Below are 18,994 nucleotides of genomic sequence, written 5' to 3' on the forward strand. Positions count from 1 at the left end.
TCCCGGCAACCGCCCTGACGCGCAGTAGGTTCGGGGCATGCATGCGATGACGATTCCCGTACCCGGCGGCCCCGAGGCACTGGTGTGGGCCGAGGTGCCCGATCCGGTGCCCGGCGAGGGCGAGGTCCTGGTCGAGGTGGCGGCCACCGCCGTCAACCGTGCCGACCTGCTCCAGCGGCAGGGCTTCTACAACCCGCCGCCCGGCGCCTCGCCGTACCCGGGCCTGGAGTGCGCCGGGCGGATCGTCGCGCTCGGGCCGGGGGTCTCCGGCTGGGCGGTCGGCGACGAGGTGTGCGCGCTGCTGTCCGGCGGCGGCTACGCGCAGCGGGTCGCGGTGCCGAGCGGGCAGCTGCTGCCGCTGCCCGCGGGGCTGAGCCCGGAGCAGGCCGCGGCGCTGCCGGAGGTCGCCTGCACGGTGTGGTCCAACGTCTTTCTCACCGCGCACCTGCGGCCCGGCGAGACCGTGCTGCTGCACGGCGGTGCGAGCGGCATCGGGACCATGGCGATCCAGCTGGCCAAGGCGGTCGGCGCCCGGGTGGCGGTCACCGCGGGCAGCGCGGCGAAGCTGGCCCGGTGCACCGAGCTGGGTGCGGACATCGCGATCGACTACCGCGAGCAGGACTTCGTCGAGGTGCTTCGGGACGCCACCGGCGGGGTCGGCGCGGACGTGATCCTGGACATCATGGGCGCCAAGTACCTGCAGCGGAACGTGGACGCGCTCGCGGTGAACGGGCGCCTGGTGATCATCGGGCTGCAGGGCGGGGTGAAGGGCGAGCTCGACCTCAACGCGCTGCTGCGCAAGCGGGCGGCGGTGATCGCCACCAACCTGCGCGGGCGGCCGCTGGCGGAGAAGGCGGCGATCGTGGCCGCGGTGCGGGAGCACGTGTGGCCGCTGGTCGAGTCCGGGGTGGTGAAGCCGGTGGTGGACCGGGTGCTGCCGCTGACCGACGCGGGCGAGGGGCACCGGGTGCTGGAGGCCGGGGAACAGGTCGGGAAGGTCGTGCTGCGGGCCTGAGACGGCGGACGGGGTGCGGCGGTCGGTGCCGCCGGAGCCCGACATGCCCGGATTGTCGGATCGTGCGAGGCTGGTCCGGAGCTGTCCCGCCGCCGACCCCGCCCCCGGGCGCGGCCGGCCGTCGGAAGGACTCCGACCGTGGCCGCATCTCTCAGCACGTTCCTCGGGCCGCTGCCCGTAGCGCCGCACCACCGTCGTACCCGTCGTTTCCGTCGCCGGCCGTGGCCGGGCCGCGCCCAGCGGCTGTGCGCGGCGGCCGTGCTGGGGCTCGCCCTCCCGCTGGCCGCCGCGACGGCGGCGGTGGCGATGCCGTCGCCGTCGGCGGGGGTCTCGCTTCTTCCTTCCCCTTCTCCCGCTGCGCCCTCTTCTCCCGCTTCTCCCGAGCCGGCACCGGGCACCGAGTCGGGCGAGCCGGGCGGGCCGGGCGCGGGGGCGACTTCCGAGGCGCCGCCGGTCTCCTCGACCGCGCCCAAGCCGGCCGCCGTGCCGCCGCAGCACCCGGCACCCCGCCCGTACCAGGATGACGACTTCCCCCGGCTCCACCGGCACCGTCCGGCATCACTGCCGGAGCGCCCGGACGCCACCGTGGACCAGGCACCGGACCAGGTGACCGGCCGGGCCCCTGACCAGGCCCCTGACCAGGCCCCCGACCAGGCCGCCGGGCAAGCCGGCGCGCAGGCTCCCGGCCAGGCCCAGGCCCAGGCCCAGGCGCAGGCCCAGGCGCAGGCGCAGAGCGCCGAAGCCGTCCGACCGGAGGCCGATCCGGACGGCTCGGACCCGGCGGCCGCCGGTGACGCCGTCGCACCGGACGCCGTCACGGCCGCCCCCGGCCGGCCCGTCGCGGCCGTCACCATCCCGGTCGTCCTCCCCGCCCGCTGGCAGGACGCCTCCACGACCCAGCTCCCGCTCGGCGTCGGCCTCGGGCTGATCGGCTGCGGCCTGGGGCTGATCGGCGTGAGACTGCGGAAGGGCTGAGCGAGCCGGCGGGTTCCACGGCGGGTGGACGGTGGACGTCACCCGCCGTGGCGGGGTGGGTACGGGCGGGGGCGACGTGCTCGGCCTCCGGTGCGGGTGGGGGTGGAGGTTCGGTGCGGGTTCCGTGGGGCGGGGGCGTCGGCGGGCGGTCGTTCTGCGGGGCACGGGATCTGAGTAGCCGTACGGATTCCCGCGCGGCGCGCGGGGGCGTACCTTCGTCACGGGTGTCGCAGGACGGCGGGACGAACGGGGGCTTCCGCCCGACCAACCCCAGTGAGAGAGAATGTTGTTCATGACGAATCCGATGAACGAGCGCTCGTCGCAGGAGCCCTACCAGGCCGCCGGCGGGCAGCCGCAGGACGGCCAGAAGGTGCTGATCGTCGGACCGGACGGGTTGCCCGTGGGCCAGGGGTTCGCCGGCCCGGCGGGGGAGGGCGACGACGACGGCGACATGCCGCGTGAGCTCCCGGTGACCGAGATGGTCGAGCAGCCCGCCAAGGTCATGCGCATCGGCAGTATGATCAAGCAGTTGCTGGAGGAGGTCCGGGCGGCGCCCCTCGACGAGGCGAGCCGGGTCCGGCTGAAGGACATCCACGCGAGCTCGATCAAGGAGCTCGAACTCGGCCTCGCCCCGGAGCTGGTCGCCGAACTGGAGCGGCTGTCGCTGCCGTTCACCGAGGAGACCATCCCGACCGAGGCCGAGCTGCGGATCGCCCAGGCCCAGCTGGTCGGCTGGCTGGAGGGCCTGTTCCACGGCATCCAGACGGCGCTGTTCGCCCAGCAGATGGCGGCGCGGGCCCAGCTGGAGCAGATGCGGCGGGCGCTGCCGCCGGGGCTGCACGGCGGGGACCTGGACGAGGACGAGCCGGGTCAGGGCCGCGGCATCCGCTCCGGTCCGTACCTGTAGCCCGAGCCCGTCGCAGCCCGTACTCGGAGCCGGCGTCCGCCGCCGGGACCGGACGGTCCGCCGGACCGGACGTACCACGACGATCCGCCCGGGGCCGTCGCCGCCGGGATCCGGCGCCGACGGCCCGGGGCCAGGACCGGCCCCGGGGCCGATCACCGTCGGCGCGAGCCGATACCCTGACCCCTGTCGCAGGCCGGTCGAGCCGCCGCGACAGGGGTCCGCCAGGCCAGCGGGCCGGGCCCACCAGCACGGACGAGACCGAACGTCACGGTTGCGGCAGCACGGCCGCGCCGAGGGGGAGCAGAGGACCATGAGCGAGCACGGCAACGCGGCGGTCGAGGGCTTCTCCCTGGGCAACGGCCGCTATGTGCTGCAGCGGCTGCTGGGCGAGGGCGGCATGGCGTCCGTGCACCTCGCCTACGACAGCGTGCTGGACCGGCAGGTCGCGCTGAAGAGCATGCACAGCGAGCTCGGCCGGGACGACTCGTTCAAGGAGCGGTTCCGCCGCGAGGCCCAGGCGGTGGCCCGGCTGGAGCACCCGAACATCGTCACGGTGTACGACAGCGGCGAGGACGTCGCCCCGGACGGCTCCAGCACGCCGTACATCGTCATGCAGCTGGTCGACGGCAAGGGCCTGCGCGAGGCGATCAACGAGGCGGTCGCCCAGTACGGCGCGATGCCGACCGAGGAGGCCCTGAAGGTCATCGTCGGCGTGCTGAACGCGCTGGAGGCCTCGCACGACATGTCCCTCGTGCACCGCGACATCAAGCCCGGCAACGTCATGTTCGACCGCAAGGGCAACGTCAAGGTCATGGACTTCGGCATCGCCCGGGCGCTGGAGTCCGGCGTCACGTCGATGACCCAGACCGGCATGGTGGTCGGCACCCCGCAGTACCTCTCGCCCGAGCAGGCGCTCGGCAAGCCGGTCGACGCCCGTTCCGACCTGTACTCGGTCGGCGTGATGCTCTTCGAGATGCTCACCGGCCAGCTGGTCTTCGACGGCGACTCGGCGTTCTCGATCGCCTACAAGCACGTCCAGGAGGAGCCGCCGGCCCCCTCCGCCCTCAACCGGTCGGTCACCCCCGAGGTGGACGCCTTCGTCGCCCAGGCGCTGCGCAAGGACCCGGCGCACCGGTTCCAGAGCGCGGCGGCGATGCGCGACGAGGCGGAGCGGCTGATCGCGGCCGCGAAGGGCGGCGGCAGCGGGCACCCGCTGCAGGCCAGCACCCCGCTGGTGATCAACGAGGGCCCGCGCTCGGTGAACGCCGCCCCGCAGGCCCCGCACACGCCGCACCCGCAGTACCTCCAGCAGGGCGGTCAGCAGGCGCCGCAGTACCAGACGCCGCCGCCGGCCTACCAGACGCCGCGTCCGCAGGCCCCCCACACGCCGCACCCCTTCCCGCAGCCCCAGCCGCAGTACCAGACGCCGCCGCCGGCCTACCAGGCGCCGCGCCCGCAGGCCCCGCACACGCCGCACCCGCAGTTCCTCCAGCAAGGGGGGCCGCAGCAGGCGCACACCCCGCCGCCGCAGCCGATGCCGCCGTACCAGCAGCCGAAGGCGCCCAGCGGTGGCGGCTGTTCGACGGTGGTGGTCGTGGTCGGGATCATCATCGGCGTGCTCGTGCTGGCCGGCATCATCATCGCGATCGTGGTCAACAACGCCGACAAGAAGACCAACGGCAAGTTCAGCCACTCGGCCCGTCCCGCGAACGTGCTGGTGGTCGACCTCCCGGCCGACCGGAATGGTCGGCTCTGACGGTTTCCGACCGGTTGGCGCATGCCACGGGTGCGCGCCGGAAGCGGTAGCGTTCGGGGATACGTAAGCGACAGGGCACCGCGATCCGAGCGAACGCCCGGGGCGAGGAGCGATGGCACAGACGCAGCATCCGGACGACGACGCCGGTGCCCGAGCGGTCGGCCGGACCGGCGGGACGCCGAGGATCCCCGAGCCCGGCAGCGAGGCCGCGACCTCGGCGGTGCCGCCCTTCGGCGGCCCGCACACCCCCGGTCGCGGGTCCGCCGTACCGCTGGGCACCGTCGGTGACGGCCGCTACCGGCTGACCCACCGGCTGGGCCGCGGCGGCATGGCCGAGGTGTTCGCCGCCGAGGACGTGCGGCTGGGCCGCACCGTCGCCGTCAAGCTGCTGCGCGGAGAGCTGGCCCAGGACGACATCGCCCGGATCCGCTTCACCCGCGAGGCACACGCCGTCGCTGCGCTCAACCACCACTCGATCGTCTCGGTCTACGACACCGGCGAGGAGTACGTCGGGGACGAGTCCACGCCGTACATCGTGATGGAGCTGGTCGAGGGCCGGACCGTCCGGGAACTGCTGGCGGACGAGGAGGCGCCGCCGGTCGACCAGGCGCTGATCATCATCGCCGGGGTGCTGGAGGCGCTCGCCTACAGCCACCGGAACGGCATCGTCCACCGGGACATCAAGCCCGCCAACGTGATCATCACGACCACCGGCGCGGTCAAGGTGATGGACTTCGGCATCGCCCGGGCGCTGACCGGCGGGGCCACCACGATGACCCAGACCGGCATGGTCATGGGCACCCCGCAGTACCTCTCGCCCGAGCAGGCGCTGGGCAAGCCGGTCGACCACCGCTCCGACCTGTACGCGGCCGGCTGCATGCTGTACGAACTGCTCACGCTGCGCCCGCCGTTCACCGGCGACACTCCGCTCTCGGTGGTCTACCAGCACGTCCAGGACATGCCGGTGCCGCCCTCGCAGGCCAACGGCCGGGTGCCGGTCGGCCTCGACCCGCTGGTGCTGCGCTCGCTCGCCAAGAACCCGGACGACCGCTTCCAGGACGCCGACGAGTTCCGCGCCCACCTGCAGCACGCGCTGCGCGAGATGCACGGCGCGGCCGGGGCCGGCTGGGCCGGTGGGCCCGGGGGCACGGGCGACACCGGTGCGACCCAGGTGCTCCGGCCGGACCAGACGGCGGCCACCGCGGCCTTCGGCGTGGTCCGCCCCGGCGACCAGACTGCCGCGCTGCCCTACCAGAGCGACTCGCAGACCCCCTTCACCCCCTACTCGGGGGGCGGCGGCCCGTACGGCGGCGGGGACGACGACGGGGACGACGACGGGCGCGGCCGGCGGCGCGGGCCGTGGGCCTGGGTGGCCGGCGGCATCGCCGTGCTGGTCGCCGCGGGTGCCGGGATCGCGTTCGCGCTCAGCGGCGGCGACAACGGCGTCACCAGGGACCACGGGGTGCCCACGACGCCGCCGCCGGTGGTCAGCACGGCCGAGTCGACCGCGCCGACCCAGACCGGCCTGCCGAGCCCGTCGGCGACGGTACCCGGCAGCAAGAAGCCGCAGCAGCCGACCGACACCGGCAACAACTCCGGTAACAACACCACCAACAACAGCGGCAACAACATGTCGCCGTCGGCGAGTTCGAGCAAGCACACCTCGACCCCGACGCCGACGGGCACCCCCACCCACACGCCGACGGCCTCCTCGTCGGCGACTCCGACCAGCGGGTCGACGGGCGGGTCGACGCCGACCTCGGGCGGGGGCGGCGGCACGCCCACCAACCCGCCGCCGAAGCCGGACCCGAAGCCGACGGGGACGCTGCCGGCCGGGTGACCCGGTCAGTTGGCGAAGGCGTCCAGGACCTGCTCGTACTCCTGGCACCACCATGCCAGTTGGCCCGCCGAGGCGGGGTAGAGCGGGTCGGCCCGGAGGTCGGCCCGCTGGTAGCGCCACTGCAGCATCCAGAAGTCGTTCAGCCGCTCCCACCACACCCGGTGGGCGGCGGCGGCCAGGTGCTCGGCGGTGGCGGCGCCGGAGGCCCGGTAGGCCTGTGAGTAGCGGCGGACCCGGACCAGGTCGAGGGCGCCGGACACGCGGTCGTTGAACAGCAGGGTGGCGGCCCGGACGGCCTCCTCGGCGCGCGGCTGCGTGCCGAGCTTGTCCCAGTCCAGGACGGCCGCCACCCGGCCGCCCGCCCGGTCGTCGCCGTACAGCAGGTTGAGGCCGTGGAAGTCGCCGTGGGTCCAGCCGGTGGGCGGCGCGGCCTGCGGGGCGGGGCGGCGGTGGGCGTGCTCGGCGAGCAGTTCCAGCCGTTCCGTGAGCCGTTGCTCGACCAGCGCGTCCAGGTCCCCGTACGGGCGGTGCTCGCGGGCGCGGTGCCGCAGGTCACGGGCCAGTGCGGCGCTGTCGGCCGGGTCGGCGCTGCGGTATCCGGCGGGCTGTTCGAAGGGGGCGCAGACGTCGTCGAGTGCGCCGTGCAGCCGGCCGAGCAGCGCGCCGAGCGCCTCGCACTGCGGGAGACCGAGCTCCGTACCGTGCCGGTGTCGGCCATCGGTCCACGGGAACAGCGCGAACAGCCGGCCGCCCCAGCCGGCCACCGTGCCCGAGCGTTCGGCGCAGGCCAGCGGGGGTGCGACGGGCAGTCCGAGGGTGTTCAGCGCGGCCATCGCGCGGTGGTGGGCGAGGATCTTCGGCCGGCCGGCGGTGGCGGTGTCGACGTAGCACTTCAGGAAGTAGTGGCCGGCCTCGGTGGTGACCCGGTACCCCCGGTTCAGCAGGCCTTCGGCGACCGGTTCGGCGGTCACCGGGCGCCCCACCCGGTAGCGGGCCAGGACCTCGACGAGCGCGGTGTGCGGGACGGGCGGGCTGAGGGTCCCCATCGGCGGTGCGGAGAGGTCGGGGCGGGCCGGGGCGCAGGCGAGGGTCTGGCTGAAAGTCACAGCCAGAGGGTATGGCCCCCTGGCGGGGGCCCTTGACAAACCGTCAGTTGTGTGAAGCCGTAAGGTCAGTACTGGTGGTCGGCCTGGTGCCGCGCCACGAAGGCGGCCGCTTGGGTGCGTCGCTCCATGCCCATCTTGGCGAGCAGACTGGAGACGTAGTTCTTCACCGTCTTCTCGGCCAGGTGCAACTCGTTGCCGATCTGACGATTCGTCATCCCCTCGCCGATCAGGTCGAGGATCCGCCGCTCCTGCCTGGTGAGTTGGGACAGCCGCTCGTCCTCCTTCTCGCCGCCGTCGCGCAGCCGGGCGAGCACCCGGCTGGTGGCGACCGGGTCGAGCAGCGAGCGGCCGGCGGCGACGTCCCGGACGGCGGTGATCAGGTCGGTGCCGCGGATCGCCTTCAGGACGTAGCCGGAGGCGCCCGCCATGATCGAGTCGAACAGCGCCTCGTCGTCCGAGAACGAGGTCAGCATCAGGCACTTGATCTCCGGCAGCAGGGACCGGACCTCGCGGCAGACCTCGACCCCGTTGCCGTCCGGCAGGCGGACGTCGAGCACCGCGACGTCGGGGTGGACCGCGGGGATCCGGGTGAGCGCCTCGGCGGCCGTGCCGGCCTCGCCGACCACCTCGATGTCGTCCTCGACCGAGAGCAGATCGTGCACGCCCCGCCGGACGACCTCGTGGTCGTCGAGCAGGAATACCCTGATTTGTCCGTTATCAGTCACGTCCAAAGCCTCCCATATCACCGTACGAAAGACCTATCGCTCGGATCGCCGTAAAGACGTGATCCGGCCAGAGACATCCGAAACCGATACCGAGAACCCCCTTACGTACGGGCGTCTGCCCGGATAACGTGCGCTGGTGTCCTGAAGGCGCTCGAATTGAGAGCTGCGTCACGTCGCCCGTCACCCCCACCCTTCCGACGGCGGTCCGAGCGCGGCACCCTCGGGGTTGTGGCCCTGAACAAGTAGGACGTCCTAGCGCAAGCGCGCCAAGGGCGGACGCTGGGTAACGTTCTCGTGAGGGACGCCGTCGGAACAGGATCACCACCTGCCCCGCAGTAGGTGCGCACACCCACGCGCGCCCCGCGAGGCGGTGACCGGACCGGTCACCGGCGACCCCGGGCGGCCGGACAGACCGAGGAGTGAACGTGACCGTCAAAAGCACGGCGAGGGCTCGCAAGAAGGCGGCCCCCGCTGTCCCTGACACCCTCCGCGCCACGGGTAAGGACGCCCAGCCGGAGCTCGTCCAGCTGCTCACGCCGGAAGGCGAGCGGGTCGAGCACCCGGACTACCCCCTCACCACCACTCCGGAGGAGCTGCGCTCCCTCTACCGCGACCTGGTGCTGGTGCGCCGGTTCGACGGTGAGGCCACCGCGCTGCAGCGCCAGGGCGAGCTGGGCCTGTGGGCCTCGCTGCTCGGCCAGGAGGCCGCCCAGGTCGGCTCCGGCCGCGCCATGCGCACCGGCGACTACGCCTTCCCCACCTACCGCGAGCACGGCGTGGCCTGGTGCCGCGACGTCGACCCGCTGAACCTGCTCGGCATGTTCCGCGGCGTGAACCACGGCGGCTGGGACCCGAACGAGAAGAACTTCCACCTGTACACCATCGTGATCGGCTCGCAGACGCTGCACGCCACCGGTTACGCGATGGGCATCAGCAAGGACGGCGCCGACGACGCGGTCATCGCGTACTTCGGCGACGGCGCCTCCAGCCAGGGCGACGTCAACGAGGCCTTCACCTTCGCCTCGGTCTACAACGCGCCGGTCGTGTTCTTCTGCCAGAACAACCAGTGGGCGATCTCCGAGCCCACCACCACCCAGACCAAGATCCCGCTGTACCGCCGCGCCTCCGGCTTCGGCTTCCCCGGCGTGCGGGTCGACGGCAACGACGTGCTGGCCTGCCTCGCGGTCACCCGCTGGGCGCTCGACCACGCCCGCAACGGCAACGGCCCGGTGCTGATCGAGGCGTTCACCTACCGGATGGGCGCCCACACCACCTCCGACGACCCCACCCGCTACCGGCACGCCGAGGAGACCGAGGCCTGGAAGGCCAAGGACCCGATCACCCGGCTCCGCGCCCACCTGGAGAAGGAGGGTCTGGCCGACGAGGAGTTCTTCGCCGCCGTCGACGCCGAGAGCGAGAAGCTGGGGCTGCGGGTGCGCGAGGGCGTGCGCAGCATGCCGGACCCGGACCCGACCCTGATCTTCGACCACGTGTACAGCGAGCCGCACGCACTGGTCGATGAGGAACGGGCCGAGTACGTCGAGTACGCGGCCTCCTTCGAGGCGGGGGAGAACCTCTGATGGCCGGTCAGCTGAGCATCGCCAAGGCGCTGAACGGGGCGCTGCGCAAGTCGCTGGAGAACGACCCGAAGACCCTCCTCATGGGTGAGGACATCGGCAAGCTCGGTGGCGTCTTCCGGATCACCGACGGCCTGCAGAAGGACTTCGGCGAGGGCCGGGTGATCGACTCCCCGCTCGCCGAGTCCGGCATCGTCGGCACCGCGATCGGCCTGGCACTGCGCGGCTACCGCCCGGTGGTGGAGATCCAGTTCGACGGCTTCGTCTACCCGGCCTTCGACCAGATCGTCTCCCAGCTGGCGAAGATGCACGCCCGCGCGCTCGGACACGTCAAGATGCCGGTCACCATCCGCATCCCCTACGCGGGTGGCATCGGCGCGGTCGAGCACCACAGCGAGTCGCACGAGGCGTACTTCGCGCACACCGCCGGTCTGCGCGTGGTCACCCCCTCCAACGCGCACGACGCGCACTGGATGCTGCGGCAGTCGATCGAGTCGGACGACCCGGTCATCTTCCTGGAGCCGAAGCGCCGCTACTGGGACAAGGGCGAGGTCGGCGACGCCGCCGACCTGGGCCTGCACGACGCCCGGATCGTCCGCCCCGGCACCGACGCGACGCTGATCGCGTACGGCCCGATGGTCAAGGTCTGCCTGGAGGCCGCCGCGGCCGCCGAGGAGGACGGCCGCCGCCTGGAGGTCGTCGACCTGCGCTCGCTCTCCCCGGTGGACTTCACCACCGTGGAGGAGTCGGTCAAGCGCACCGGTCGGGCCGTCGTGGTGCACGAGGCACCGGTCTTCCTGGGCATGGGCGCCGAGCTGGCCGCCCGGCTCACGGAGAAGTGCTTCTACCACCTGGAGGCCCCGGTCCTGCGGGTCGGCGGCTACTACGCGCCGTACCCGCCGTCCCGGGTCGAGGAGGCCTTCCTCCCCGACCTTGACCGCGTGCTCGACGCCGTCGACCGCGCGCTCGCGTTCTGATCCAGGGGAGCGAAGATGACCACCGAAGTTCGCTCGCTCCGCGAGTTCAAGATGCCCGATGTGGGCGAGGGCCTCACCGAGGCCGAGATCCTCAGCTGGTACGTCAAGCCGGGTGACACCGTCACCGACGGGCAGGTCGTCTGCGAGGTGGAGACCGCCAAGGCGGCCGTGGAGCTGCCCATCCCGTTCAACGGGGTGGTCGAGACGCTGCACTTCCCCGAGGGGACGACGGTCGACGTCGGCACCGTGATCATCTCGATCGCGGTCGCCGGGGAGGCGGGAGCCGCGGCGCCGGCCGCCCCCGTCGCGGCTCCGGCCGCCCCGGCGCCCGCCGAGGAGGCCGAGCCCGAGCGCCGCGAGGTGCTGGTCGGGTACGGCCCGCGCACCGGCGGCAGCCAGCGCCGGGCCCGCCGGACCACCACCACCACGGTCACCGCGACCAAGCCGGCCGCGGCTCCGGTCGCGCCCGCTCCGGCGGCCCCGGTCGTCCAGGCCGCTCCGGCGGCTCCGGTCGCTCCGGCGCCGGTGGCCGGAGTCCCGGCCGGGGAGCGGCCGTTGGCGAAGCCGCCGGTCCGCAAGCTGGCCAAGGACCTGGGCGTCGACCTGCGCGAGGTGACCCCGACCGGGCGGGACGGCGTGATCACCCGCGAGGACGTGCACGCGTTCGCCGCGGCCAAGGCCGCTCCGGCGGCGCCGGTCGCCCCGGTGGCCGAGGCCGCCGCTGCCGTCGCCACCGAGCCGGCCGCGGTGCCGGCGTCGGTGTCCACCTCGGATGACGTCCGGGTGCCGATCAAGGGAGTCCGCAAGGCGACCGCGCAGGCGATGGTGGCCTCGGCCTTCACCGCCCCGCACGTCACCGAGTTCGTCCAGGTCGACGTGACCCGCACGATGAAGTTCGTCCGCCGGCTCAAGGAGAGCGGCGAGCTGGGCCGGGACGTCCGGGTCAGCCCGCTGCTGCTGGTCGCCAAGGCGCTGCTCACCGCGGTCAAGCGGCACCCCGAGATCAACGCCCAGTGGGACGAGGCGGCCCAGGAGATCGTCATCAGGGGCCGGGTGAACCTCGGCATCGCCGCGGCCACCCCGCGCGGCCTGATCGTTCCGAACATCAAGGACGCCGGGTCCAAGACCCTGTCGGGGCTGGCCGTTTCGCTCGGCGAGCTGGTCGAGACCGCCCGCCAGGGCAAGACCTCGCCGGCCGACATGCAGGGCGGCACGATCACCATCACCAACGTCGGCGTCTTCGGCGTCGACACCGGCACGCCGATCCTGAACCCGGGCGAGGCCGCCATCCTGGCCTTCGGCGCGGTCCGGGAGCTGCCGTGGGTGCACAAGGGCAAGGTGGTCCCGCGTCAGGTGACGACGCTGGCGCTCTCCTTCGACCACCGCCTGGTGGACGGGGAGCTGGGCTCCAAGGTGCTGGCCGACGTGGCCGCCCTGCTGGAGTACCCGAAGCGCCTGATCACCTGGGGCTGACGGCCCGCAGGGCCTGAGCGACGACGAAGGGGCCCCTCCTCCGCACCGCCGTGCGGAGGAGGGGCCCCTTCGTGTGCCCGTTCGTCGACTAGCGCTGGGGACGGAGTCGGCGGACGGCGATCAGGACGCCGGCTCCGAGGGCGAGGAGGGCGGCGGAGGAGAGGGCGAGGAAGGTGTTGGTGGAGGAGGCGCCGGTCTGGGCCAGTTCGGGGGTGCCGGCGGGGGCAGTGGTGGGGGCGGTGGTGGGGGTCGCGTCGGGTGCCTTGGCGGGTGCGGCGGCCTCGGCCGGGGTGCGGTCGGCGACCGGGACGGCCGGCTTGGCGGGCTTGGTTTCCTTGGCCGGCGTGGTCGGCGCGGGCTTGGGCTTGGCCGGAGTGGTCGGCTTGGTGGCCTCGGCGGACGCCGGACGGACCACCTTGACCGTCGTCATGGCTCCCGTGAAGTGGCCGTTGCTGCCGTACACCTCCAGCTCCTTCAGGGCCTTGGGTGCGTTGGCCGAGACCGAGAGCCGGAACATGTAGCGGCGGGCGTGACCGACCGTGAGCGGCTCGCCGATGGACTCCAGCCCGACGGCGTGGATGGCCGGGTCGCAGCTGCCCGCCATGGTGAGGCGCTTCCACTGGCCGTGGTTCAGGACCTCCACGGTGACCTGGGACGGCAGCGGCGTGGCACCCTTCGGGTTGAAGAGCCCGAAGCCCGCGACGGCCTTGTGGTAGTCGGCCTTGCTGAAGTTCGCGATCTCCACGCCGAATTCGGCCTTGGCGCCGCCGACGGTGATCGTGGACGGGGTGGGGCTGATGAACGCCGCGGTCGAACCCGGGCCGTGCAGGTCGTAGTTGTTGTCCTGGAGGGTCTCCTGAGAGAGCTTGGTGTCGTCGCCGGGGGCGCCGCAGGCCCAGGCGGAGTCGGTGGCGAGGAACTGGATGCCGCCGGCGAGGACGGTGGTGGCGGCGAGGACGGCGATGCGGCGGCGGCCGGAGAGCGTGCGGTCGTTCTTCGCGAAACGGCTGATAACGGGCATGCGCATGACGTGACTCCCCAGGGTCATGTGACTGACGGTGTGTGTGGGTGAAGACGACCGGCTCCGCTCCTCCTGAGCGGAAGCGCCCCCCGGCTCTGCCGGTCTCGCTCTCCGTGCCTTCATCCGTATAGACGCGCATCTCCGGCAGGGGTTGCAGGTGGATCCAAAAACTTTTTCGGGAGTCTTCGGCGGTGGTCGGGAACGCGGAAGGGGCCCCCGCCCCCGCACCGTGGCGCGGAGATGGAGGACCCCTTCGTTGTGGGCCGTTCGTCGACTAGCGCTGGGGACGGAGCCGGCGGACGGCGATCAGGACGCCGGCTCCGAGGGCGAGGAGGGCGGCGGAGGAGAGGGCGAGGAAGGTGTTGGTGGAGGAGGCGCCGGTGTGCGCGAGCTCGGGGGTGCCGGCCGGGGCGGTGGTCGCCGGGGCGGTGGAAGTGGCCTGCGGAGCCGGGGACTTGGTGGTCTCGGCGGCGGGCGCGGTGGTGGGCTCGGCGGCCTTGGCCGGGGTCTGGTCGGCGGCGGGCGCGGCCTTCTTGGTCTCCTTGGCCGGCGTGGGCTTGGCGGTCTTGGTCGGGGTGGTCGGCTTCGCGGCCGCCTGCGGGTGCGTCACCTTGATGTCGGTGATCGCCCCCCGGCCGTAGCTCGGCGCGACGATGACCTGCAGTCCGTCGATGTCCTTGGCCACATCGGCGGAGAGCCCGACCCGGAAGCGGTAGCGGACGGCGCGGCCGTCGGCGAGCGGGCCGCCCGCGGACGGGGCGGAGCCGCCGACGGCCGGGTCGCAACCGTTCGCCAGCGCCACGCGCTGCCACCGGCCGTTCGACATGATCTCGGCGGTGATCTGCGAGGGCCGCGGGGTGGCGCCGTGCGTGTTGACGAAGGCGATGCTCGGGACGACCCGGTGGTAGTCGGCGCCCGTTCCGTTGAAGAACTGGACCTCGATCTCGGCCTTGGGGCCACCGGCGGTGATCGCGGCAGGGGTCGACAGGAAGGCAGTGGTGGATCCCTGGCCGTGCAGCTTGACGGACTGGTCGTCCTCGTTCGCGGTGGTCGGCTTCGCGGGGGCGGTGACCGGGGCGTTGTCCGGGGCGCCGCAGGCCCAGGCGCTGTCGGTGGCGAGGAACTGGATGCCGCCGGCGAGGACGGTGGTGGCGGCGAGGACGGCGATGCGGCGGCGGCCGGAGAGCGTGCGGTCGTTCTTCGCGAAACGGGTGATAACGGGCATGCGCATGACGTGACTCCCCAGGGTCATGTGACTGACGGTGTGTGTGGGTGAAGACGACCGGCTCCGCTCCTCCTGAGCGGAAGCGCCCCCCGGCTCTGCCGGTCTCGCTCTCCGTGCCTTCATCCGTATAGACGCGCATCCCCGGCAGGGGTTGCAGGTGGATCCAAAAACTTTTTCGGGAGTCTTCGTCAGGCCTCCGGGATACTGCCGGGATGACGGATGAGCTGACGATCCGACCGGAGACTGAGCCGGTCGGGAGCGGGGACCGTCGGTCGCTGCGGCGGGACGCGTCGGGGCCGGCACTGCTGGCCGGGCTGGTGTGCGTCGCGGTGTCCTTCTCGGGACCGCTGGTGGTGGTGCTCGCGGCGGCCGCGGCCGGACGGTTGGACCCGGCGCACACCGCGTCCTGGATCTGGGCGGTGGCGATCGGCAGCGGGGTGAGCGGCTTCGCGCTGAGCTGGTGGACCCGGACGCCGGTGATCACCGCCTGGTCCACCCCGGGGGCCGCGCTGCTGGTGACCAGCCTGGGCGACTACCCGTACCGGGAGGCGGTCGGGGCGTTCCTGGCGAGCGCGGTGGTGGTGGCACTGTTCGGGGTGACCGGCTGGTTCGGCCGGCTGATCGCGGCGGTGCCGGTCGGGATCGTGAACGCGATGCTCGCGGGCATCCTGTTCTCCTTCGGCGCCGGGATCTTCGGCGCGGTGCACAGCGCGCCGGTCCTGGTGGTGGGCAGCTTCGCCGCCTTCCTGCTGGCCAAGCGGTTCGCGCCGCGGTACGCCGTACCGGTCGCGCTGCTGGTCGGCGGGGTGCTGGCGGCGCTGACCGTCGGGTTGCCGCTGCACCCGGGCTCGGGCGGGCCGACCGTGCCGGTGCTGACGGTGCCGGCGTTCTCCTGGTCGGCCCTGGTCGGGCTGGCGCTGCCGCTCACGATCGTCTCGCTGGCCTCGCAGAACGCGCCGGGCCTCGGCGTGATGCGGGCCTTCGGCTACCGGGCGGACGACCGGCTGCTGATCGGCTCGACCGGCGCGGTGTCGATGCTGATGGCTCCGTTCGGCTCGCCCGGGGTGAACCTGGCGGCGATCACGGCGGCGATCTGCTCCGGCCAGGAGGCCCATCCGGACCCGCGCCGCCGGTACGTCGCGGGGATGTCCTCGGGCGTGCTGTACGTGCTGGTGGGCAGCTTCGGCGGGGTGCTGGTCAGCCTGTTCACCGGGCTGCCGAAGGAGCTGATCGCGGTGATCGCCGGGGTCGCGCTGCTGGCCTCGCTGCAGGGCAGCCTGGCGGCGGCGGTCGCGGAGGAGCGCGGGCGGGACGCGGCGGTGGTGACCTTCCTGGCGAGCGCCTCGGGGATGACTCTGTTCGGGATCGGCTCGGCCTTCTGGGGGCTGGTCTTCGGGCTGGGCACCCATCTGGTGCTGGGCCTCCGGAAGGCCTGAGCGGGGGAGCGGGAGGCCCTGAACGGGGGTGTGGTTGGTATGACCCGCATGGCCCGTATGGCAGGGAGGATGCGGATCGTTCGGCCAGGTCGGTGACATTTGCGCCCGCCGGTGGGGGCGACACGCCGGTCCGGGTACGTCTCCGCTCCACCACCCGGGCGACACCGGGTGACCGGAGCCCCGAGGACGCACCCGTATGCCGCCTGGCAACCCTGGCCGTCTCGTCCGGAGTCTGGCCGCCCTCGTGCTGGTGTCCACCGCCCTGCTGCCCGCCGCCCTGGAGCTGGCCGGTCCCTCGCCGTTCGGCGTGATCGGGCCGGGGGCCCCGGCCGACCGTGCGGTGCCGCCGCACACCGCGCTCCGCGCCGACCAGCGGATACCCGGGGCCGCCCCGACGGTCGACATACGTCGGACCGGGGACCCGGCCAACCGGATCACCCTGGTCCTCCTCGGGGACGGCTACACGGCGGGCGAGCAGGACCTGTTCCGGCAGCAGGCCGACAAGGCCTGGCACGCCCTGATGGACATCGAGCCCTTCCGCACCTACCAGGGCTTCTTCAACATACGGCGGGTCGAGGTGGTCTCCCCGGCGTCCGGGATAGCCGAGACCGAGAGCCGCGGCCGAAACCCGGCCACCCCGCTCGGCATGCACTTCTGGTGCGAGGGCACCGCCCGGCTGCTCTGCGCCGACGAGGCCGCCACCGCCCGGTACGCGGGCGACGGCAGCGGGCCGCAGTACCTGATCGCGCTGGCCAACTCCACCGAGTACGGCGGCGCCGGCGGTACCGGGGTGACCACCCTGGCGGGCGGCAGCCAGGACGCCGGGCGGATCATCCAACACGAGATCGGGCACACCGTGGGGGACCTCGGCGACGAGTACGACAGCGCCCCCGACGACGCCGACTACCCGAACCTCTCCACCCTCAACGCCGACGACATGCGCAAGAAGCAGACCAAGTGGTGGCGCTGGCTGGGCGCCGAGTCCCCGGACGGCGCCGGGGCCGTCGGGGCGTACCGCAGCGGCAACGGCCTCTACCGGCCGACCCAGGACTCGGTCATGCGCACCCTGGGCAGTGCGTACAACCTGCCCTCGCGCGAGGCGATCATCGAAGAGCTCTACCGCAAGGTCCGTCCGACCGACGCCCCGCTGCCGGCGCCCGGCGAGGTGACCGGGCGGCCCCGGCTCGACGTCCGGCCGCTGCCGCTGAACGGGGCGCGGCAGCTGAAGGTGGAGTGGAAGGTGGACGGCGTCCCGGTGGCACCGCAGTCCGCCGACGCCTCCTGGCTGGACACCGCGCGGCTGGACCTGGCCCCGGGCCGGACGGCCACCGTGACGGCGACCGTCCGGGACACCACGGACTGGGTGCGGGACGAGGCCTTCCGGGACCGCTTCATGACCCGGTCGGTGTCCTGGACGCTGACCGGCTGAGGCGGACCGGGGAGGGGCGAGCCGGGGCCGGCCGGGGCCGGGGGAGCGCACCGGCGGATCCACGGGTCCGGGGAGCGCGGGTTCGCACCCGGGCGACCGAACCCCGCCCTGGGCGTCCAATCATGGGATGACTAATCTGGTCGCACTATGTCCGTGGAGCCCGCCCGTTCAGCAGCGCCCCCGTCCGCCTCCGCTCCCCGAGCCACCGCCGGGCCCCCGACCGCCCCCGCGACTGCGCCCGCGTCCGTCCCCGTGTCCGTCCCCGCGCCGCCGGGTGGCCGTGCGGCCTGGGTGGCCTGGTCCGTCGGCGTCAGCGTCTACGTCCTGGCGGTCATCCACCGCACCAGCCTCGGCGTGGCCGGGCTGGACGCCGCCGACCGCTTCGGCATCGGCGCCTCGGCGCTCTCCACCTTCTCGATCCTCCAGGTGCTGGTCTACGCGGCCATGCAGATCCCGGTCGGCCTGCTGGTGGACCGCTTCGGGCCGCGCCGGGTGCTGCTGCTCGGCGTCGTGCTGCTGAGCACCGGTCAGCTGGCCTTCGCGTTCAGCTCCTCCTTCGCCCCCGCGCTGGCCTCCCGGGCGGTGCTCGGCTGCGGCGACGCGATGACCTTCATCAGCGTGCTGCGGATCGCCGCCCGCTGGTTCCCGGCCGCCCGGAACCCGTTCGTGGCCCAGCTGACCGGCCTGGCCGGGATGGGCGGCAACCTGGTCACCACCGTGGTGCTGGCGCAGGCGCTGCACAGCGAGGGCTGGACGCCCACCTTCGCCTCGATCGCGCTGCTCGGCGTGGCCGTGTTCGCCCTCGTCGCGCTGTTCCTCCGAGAGGCCCCGGCGCCGGCGGAACCGATTCGGCCGGTGGAGCACCGGGAGCGGCCCGGGGTCGGCCGGCAGGTCCTGGACTGCTGGCGGGAGCCCGGCACCCGGCTCGGGCTGTGGATCCACTTCACCACCCAGTTCCCCGGCAACGCCTTCGGCCTGCTCTGGGGCCTGCCCTACCTGGTGCAGGCGCAGGGCATGTCCCGGGCCGGGGCGGGCGGGCTGCTGACCCTGCTGGTGCTCAGCAACATGAGCTTCGGGTTCCTGTTCGGCCGCCTGCTCTCCCGCACCGCGCGCGCCCGGATGCCGATCGTGCTCACCGTCATCGCCGCCACCGCGCTCGGCTGGGCCCTGGTGCTGGCCTGGCCCGGCGGGCACCCGCCGATCTGGCTGCTGGTCGGGATCATCCTGGTGATGGGCAGCAACGGTCCGGCCTCGCTGGTCGGCCTGGACTACGCGCGCTCACGGAACCCGGCGGAGCGGCTCGGCACCGCCTCCGGGATCGTCAACATGGGCGGATTCATCGGCACGATGATCACCCTCTTCGGCGTCGGCGTCCTGCTGGACGCCCTCACCCCGGAAGGCACCGACGGCTACCCGGCCGATGCCTTCCGCTGGGCGTTCTGCTGGCAGTACGTCCCGCTGGCGGTGGGGACGCTGATGATCCTCCGGCTGCGCCGGAGGGTCATGGCCTCGGAAACGTAGGGTCTCCGACC

At 73.2% G+C, this 18,994-nt stretch carries 15 protein-coding genes; 11 read left to right on the top strand and 4 right to left on the bottom strand.

Annotated features, from left to right (window positions below; genetic code table 11):
* Positions 1 to 37 precede the first annotated feature (37 nt).
* The 5 genes from ABTY56_RS27650 to ABTY56_RS27670 all read left to right on the top strand — a co-directional run bounded on the left by ABTY56_RS27650 (position 38) and on the right by ABTY56_RS27670 (position 6,493).
* Positions 38 to 1,015 carry an NAD(P)H-quinone oxidoreductase gene (locus tag ABTY56_RS27650; protein ID WP_350631902.1) on the top strand — a complete coding sequence of 326 codons (978 nt, stop codon included), beginning with the start codon at positions 38 to 40 and terminating at the stop codon, positions 1,013 to 1,015.
* 138 nt (positions 1,016 to 1,153) lie between these two features.
* Positions 1,154 to 1,990 carry a hypothetical protein gene (locus ABTY56_RS27655; protein WP_350631903.1) on the top strand — a complete coding sequence of 279 codons (837 nt, stop codon included), beginning with the start codon at positions 1,154 to 1,156 and terminating at the stop codon, positions 1,988 to 1,990.
* 292 nt (positions 1,991 to 2,282) lie between these two features.
* Complete coding sequence (locus tag ABTY56_RS27660) at positions 2,283 to 2,897, top strand: bacterial proteasome activator family protein (RefSeq protein ID WP_350631904.1); 615 nt, start codon at positions 2,283 to 2,285, stop codon at positions 2,895 to 2,897.
* Between the two features lie 310 nt (positions 2,898 to 3,207).
* Positions 3,208 to 4,653: a protein kinase domain-containing protein gene (locus ABTY56_RS27665; protein WP_350631905.1), complete on the top strand. Its 1,446-nt coding sequence runs from the start codon at positions 3,208 to 3,210 to the stop codon at positions 4,651 to 4,653.
* A 112-nt stretch (positions 4,654 to 4,765) separates the two neighbouring features.
* Positions 4,766 to 6,493 (top strand): protein kinase domain-containing protein, encoded by a 1,728-nt coding sequence (locus tag ABTY56_RS27670; protein WP_350631906.1) that lies wholly within the window; start codon positions 4,766 to 4,768, stop codon positions 6,491 to 6,493.
* Positions 6,494 to 6,498: 5 nt separating this feature from the next.
* Here ABTY56_RS27670 and ABTY56_RS27675 read toward each other — a convergent pair whose 3' ends face one another.
* Positions 6,499 to 7,599: a phosphotransferase gene (locus tag ABTY56_RS27675; RefSeq protein ID WP_350631907.1), complete on the bottom strand. Its 1,101-nt coding sequence runs from the start codon at positions 7,597 to 7,599 to the stop codon at positions 6,499 to 6,501.
* 65 nt (positions 7,600 to 7,664) lie between these two features.
* Entirely contained in the window at positions 7,665 to 8,324 is a 660-nt protein-coding gene (locus tag ABTY56_RS27680; protein ID WP_350631908.1) for a response regulator, read from the bottom strand.
* Positions 8,325 to 8,749: 425 nt separating this feature from the next.
* On the opposite strand from ABTY56_RS27680, the gene pdhA reads away from it, so the two are divergent.
* The 3 genes from pdhA to ABTY56_RS27695 are packed head-to-tail and all read left to right on the top strand — an operon-like array spanning position 8,750 to position 12,351.
* Positions 8,750 to 9,904 (top strand): pyruvate dehydrogenase (acetyl-transferring) E1 component subunit alpha, encoded by a 1,155-nt coding sequence (gene pdhA / locus ABTY56_RS27685; protein ID WP_502893198.1) that lies wholly within the window; start codon positions 8,750 to 8,752, stop codon positions 9,902 to 9,904.
* Entirely contained in the window at positions 9,904 to 10,878 is a 975-nt protein-coding gene (locus ABTY56_RS27690) for an alpha-ketoacid dehydrogenase subunit beta (protein WP_502893199.1), read from the top strand. The genes pdhA and ABTY56_RS27690 overlap by 1 nt, the downstream gene beginning before the upstream one ends.
* 15 nt (positions 10,879 to 10,893) lie before the next feature.
* Complete coding sequence (locus ABTY56_RS27695; RefSeq protein WP_350631910.1) at positions 10,894 to 12,351, top strand: dihydrolipoamide acetyltransferase family protein; 1,458 nt, start codon at positions 10,894 to 10,896, stop codon at positions 12,349 to 12,351.
* 88 nt (positions 12,352 to 12,439) lie between these two features.
* Here the strand turns inward: ABTY56_RS27695 and ABTY56_RS27700 are convergent, their stop codons facing one another.
* Entirely contained in the window at positions 12,440 to 13,378 is a 939-nt protein-coding gene (locus tag ABTY56_RS27700) for an LPXTG cell wall anchor domain-containing protein (RefSeq protein WP_350631911.1), read from the bottom strand.
* Positions 13,379 to 13,646: 268 nt separating this feature from the next.
* Positions 13,647 to 14,603: a hypothetical protein gene (locus ABTY56_RS27705; protein ID WP_350631912.1), complete on the bottom strand. Its 957-nt coding sequence runs from the start codon at positions 14,601 to 14,603 to the stop codon at positions 13,647 to 13,649.
* Positions 14,604 to 14,809: 206 nt separating this feature from the next.
* Between ABTY56_RS27705 and ABTY56_RS27710 the strand changes: the two genes are divergently transcribed.
* The 3 genes from ABTY56_RS27710 (at position 14,810) to ABTY56_RS27720 (ending at position 18,983) form a co-directional block, all read left to right on the top strand.
* Positions 14,810 to 16,033 carry a benzoate/H(+) symporter BenE family transporter gene (locus tag ABTY56_RS27710; RefSeq protein ID WP_350631913.1) on the top strand — a complete coding sequence of 408 codons (1,224 nt, stop codon included), beginning with the start codon at positions 14,810 to 14,812 and terminating at the stop codon, positions 16,031 to 16,033.
* A gap of 196 nt (positions 16,034 to 16,229) precedes the next feature.
* Positions 16,230 to 17,462, top strand: coding sequence for a M64 family metallopeptidase (locus tag ABTY56_RS27715; protein WP_350631914.1), 1,233 nt, complete (start codon positions 16,230 to 16,232; stop codon positions 17,460 to 17,462).
* Positions 17,463 to 17,609: 147 nt separating this feature from the next.
* Positions 17,610 to 18,983 carry an MFS transporter gene (locus tag ABTY56_RS27720; protein WP_502893200.1) on the top strand — a complete coding sequence of 458 codons (1,374 nt, stop codon included), beginning with the start codon at positions 17,610 to 17,612 and terminating at the stop codon, positions 18,981 to 18,983.
* Positions 18,984 to 18,994: the final 11 nt, after the last annotated feature.

The organism is Kitasatospora sp. NPDC097691, from assembly GCF_040302665.1.
Taxonomy (GTDB): domain Bacteria; phylum Actinomycetota; class Actinomycetes; order Streptomycetales; family Streptomycetaceae; genus Kitasatospora.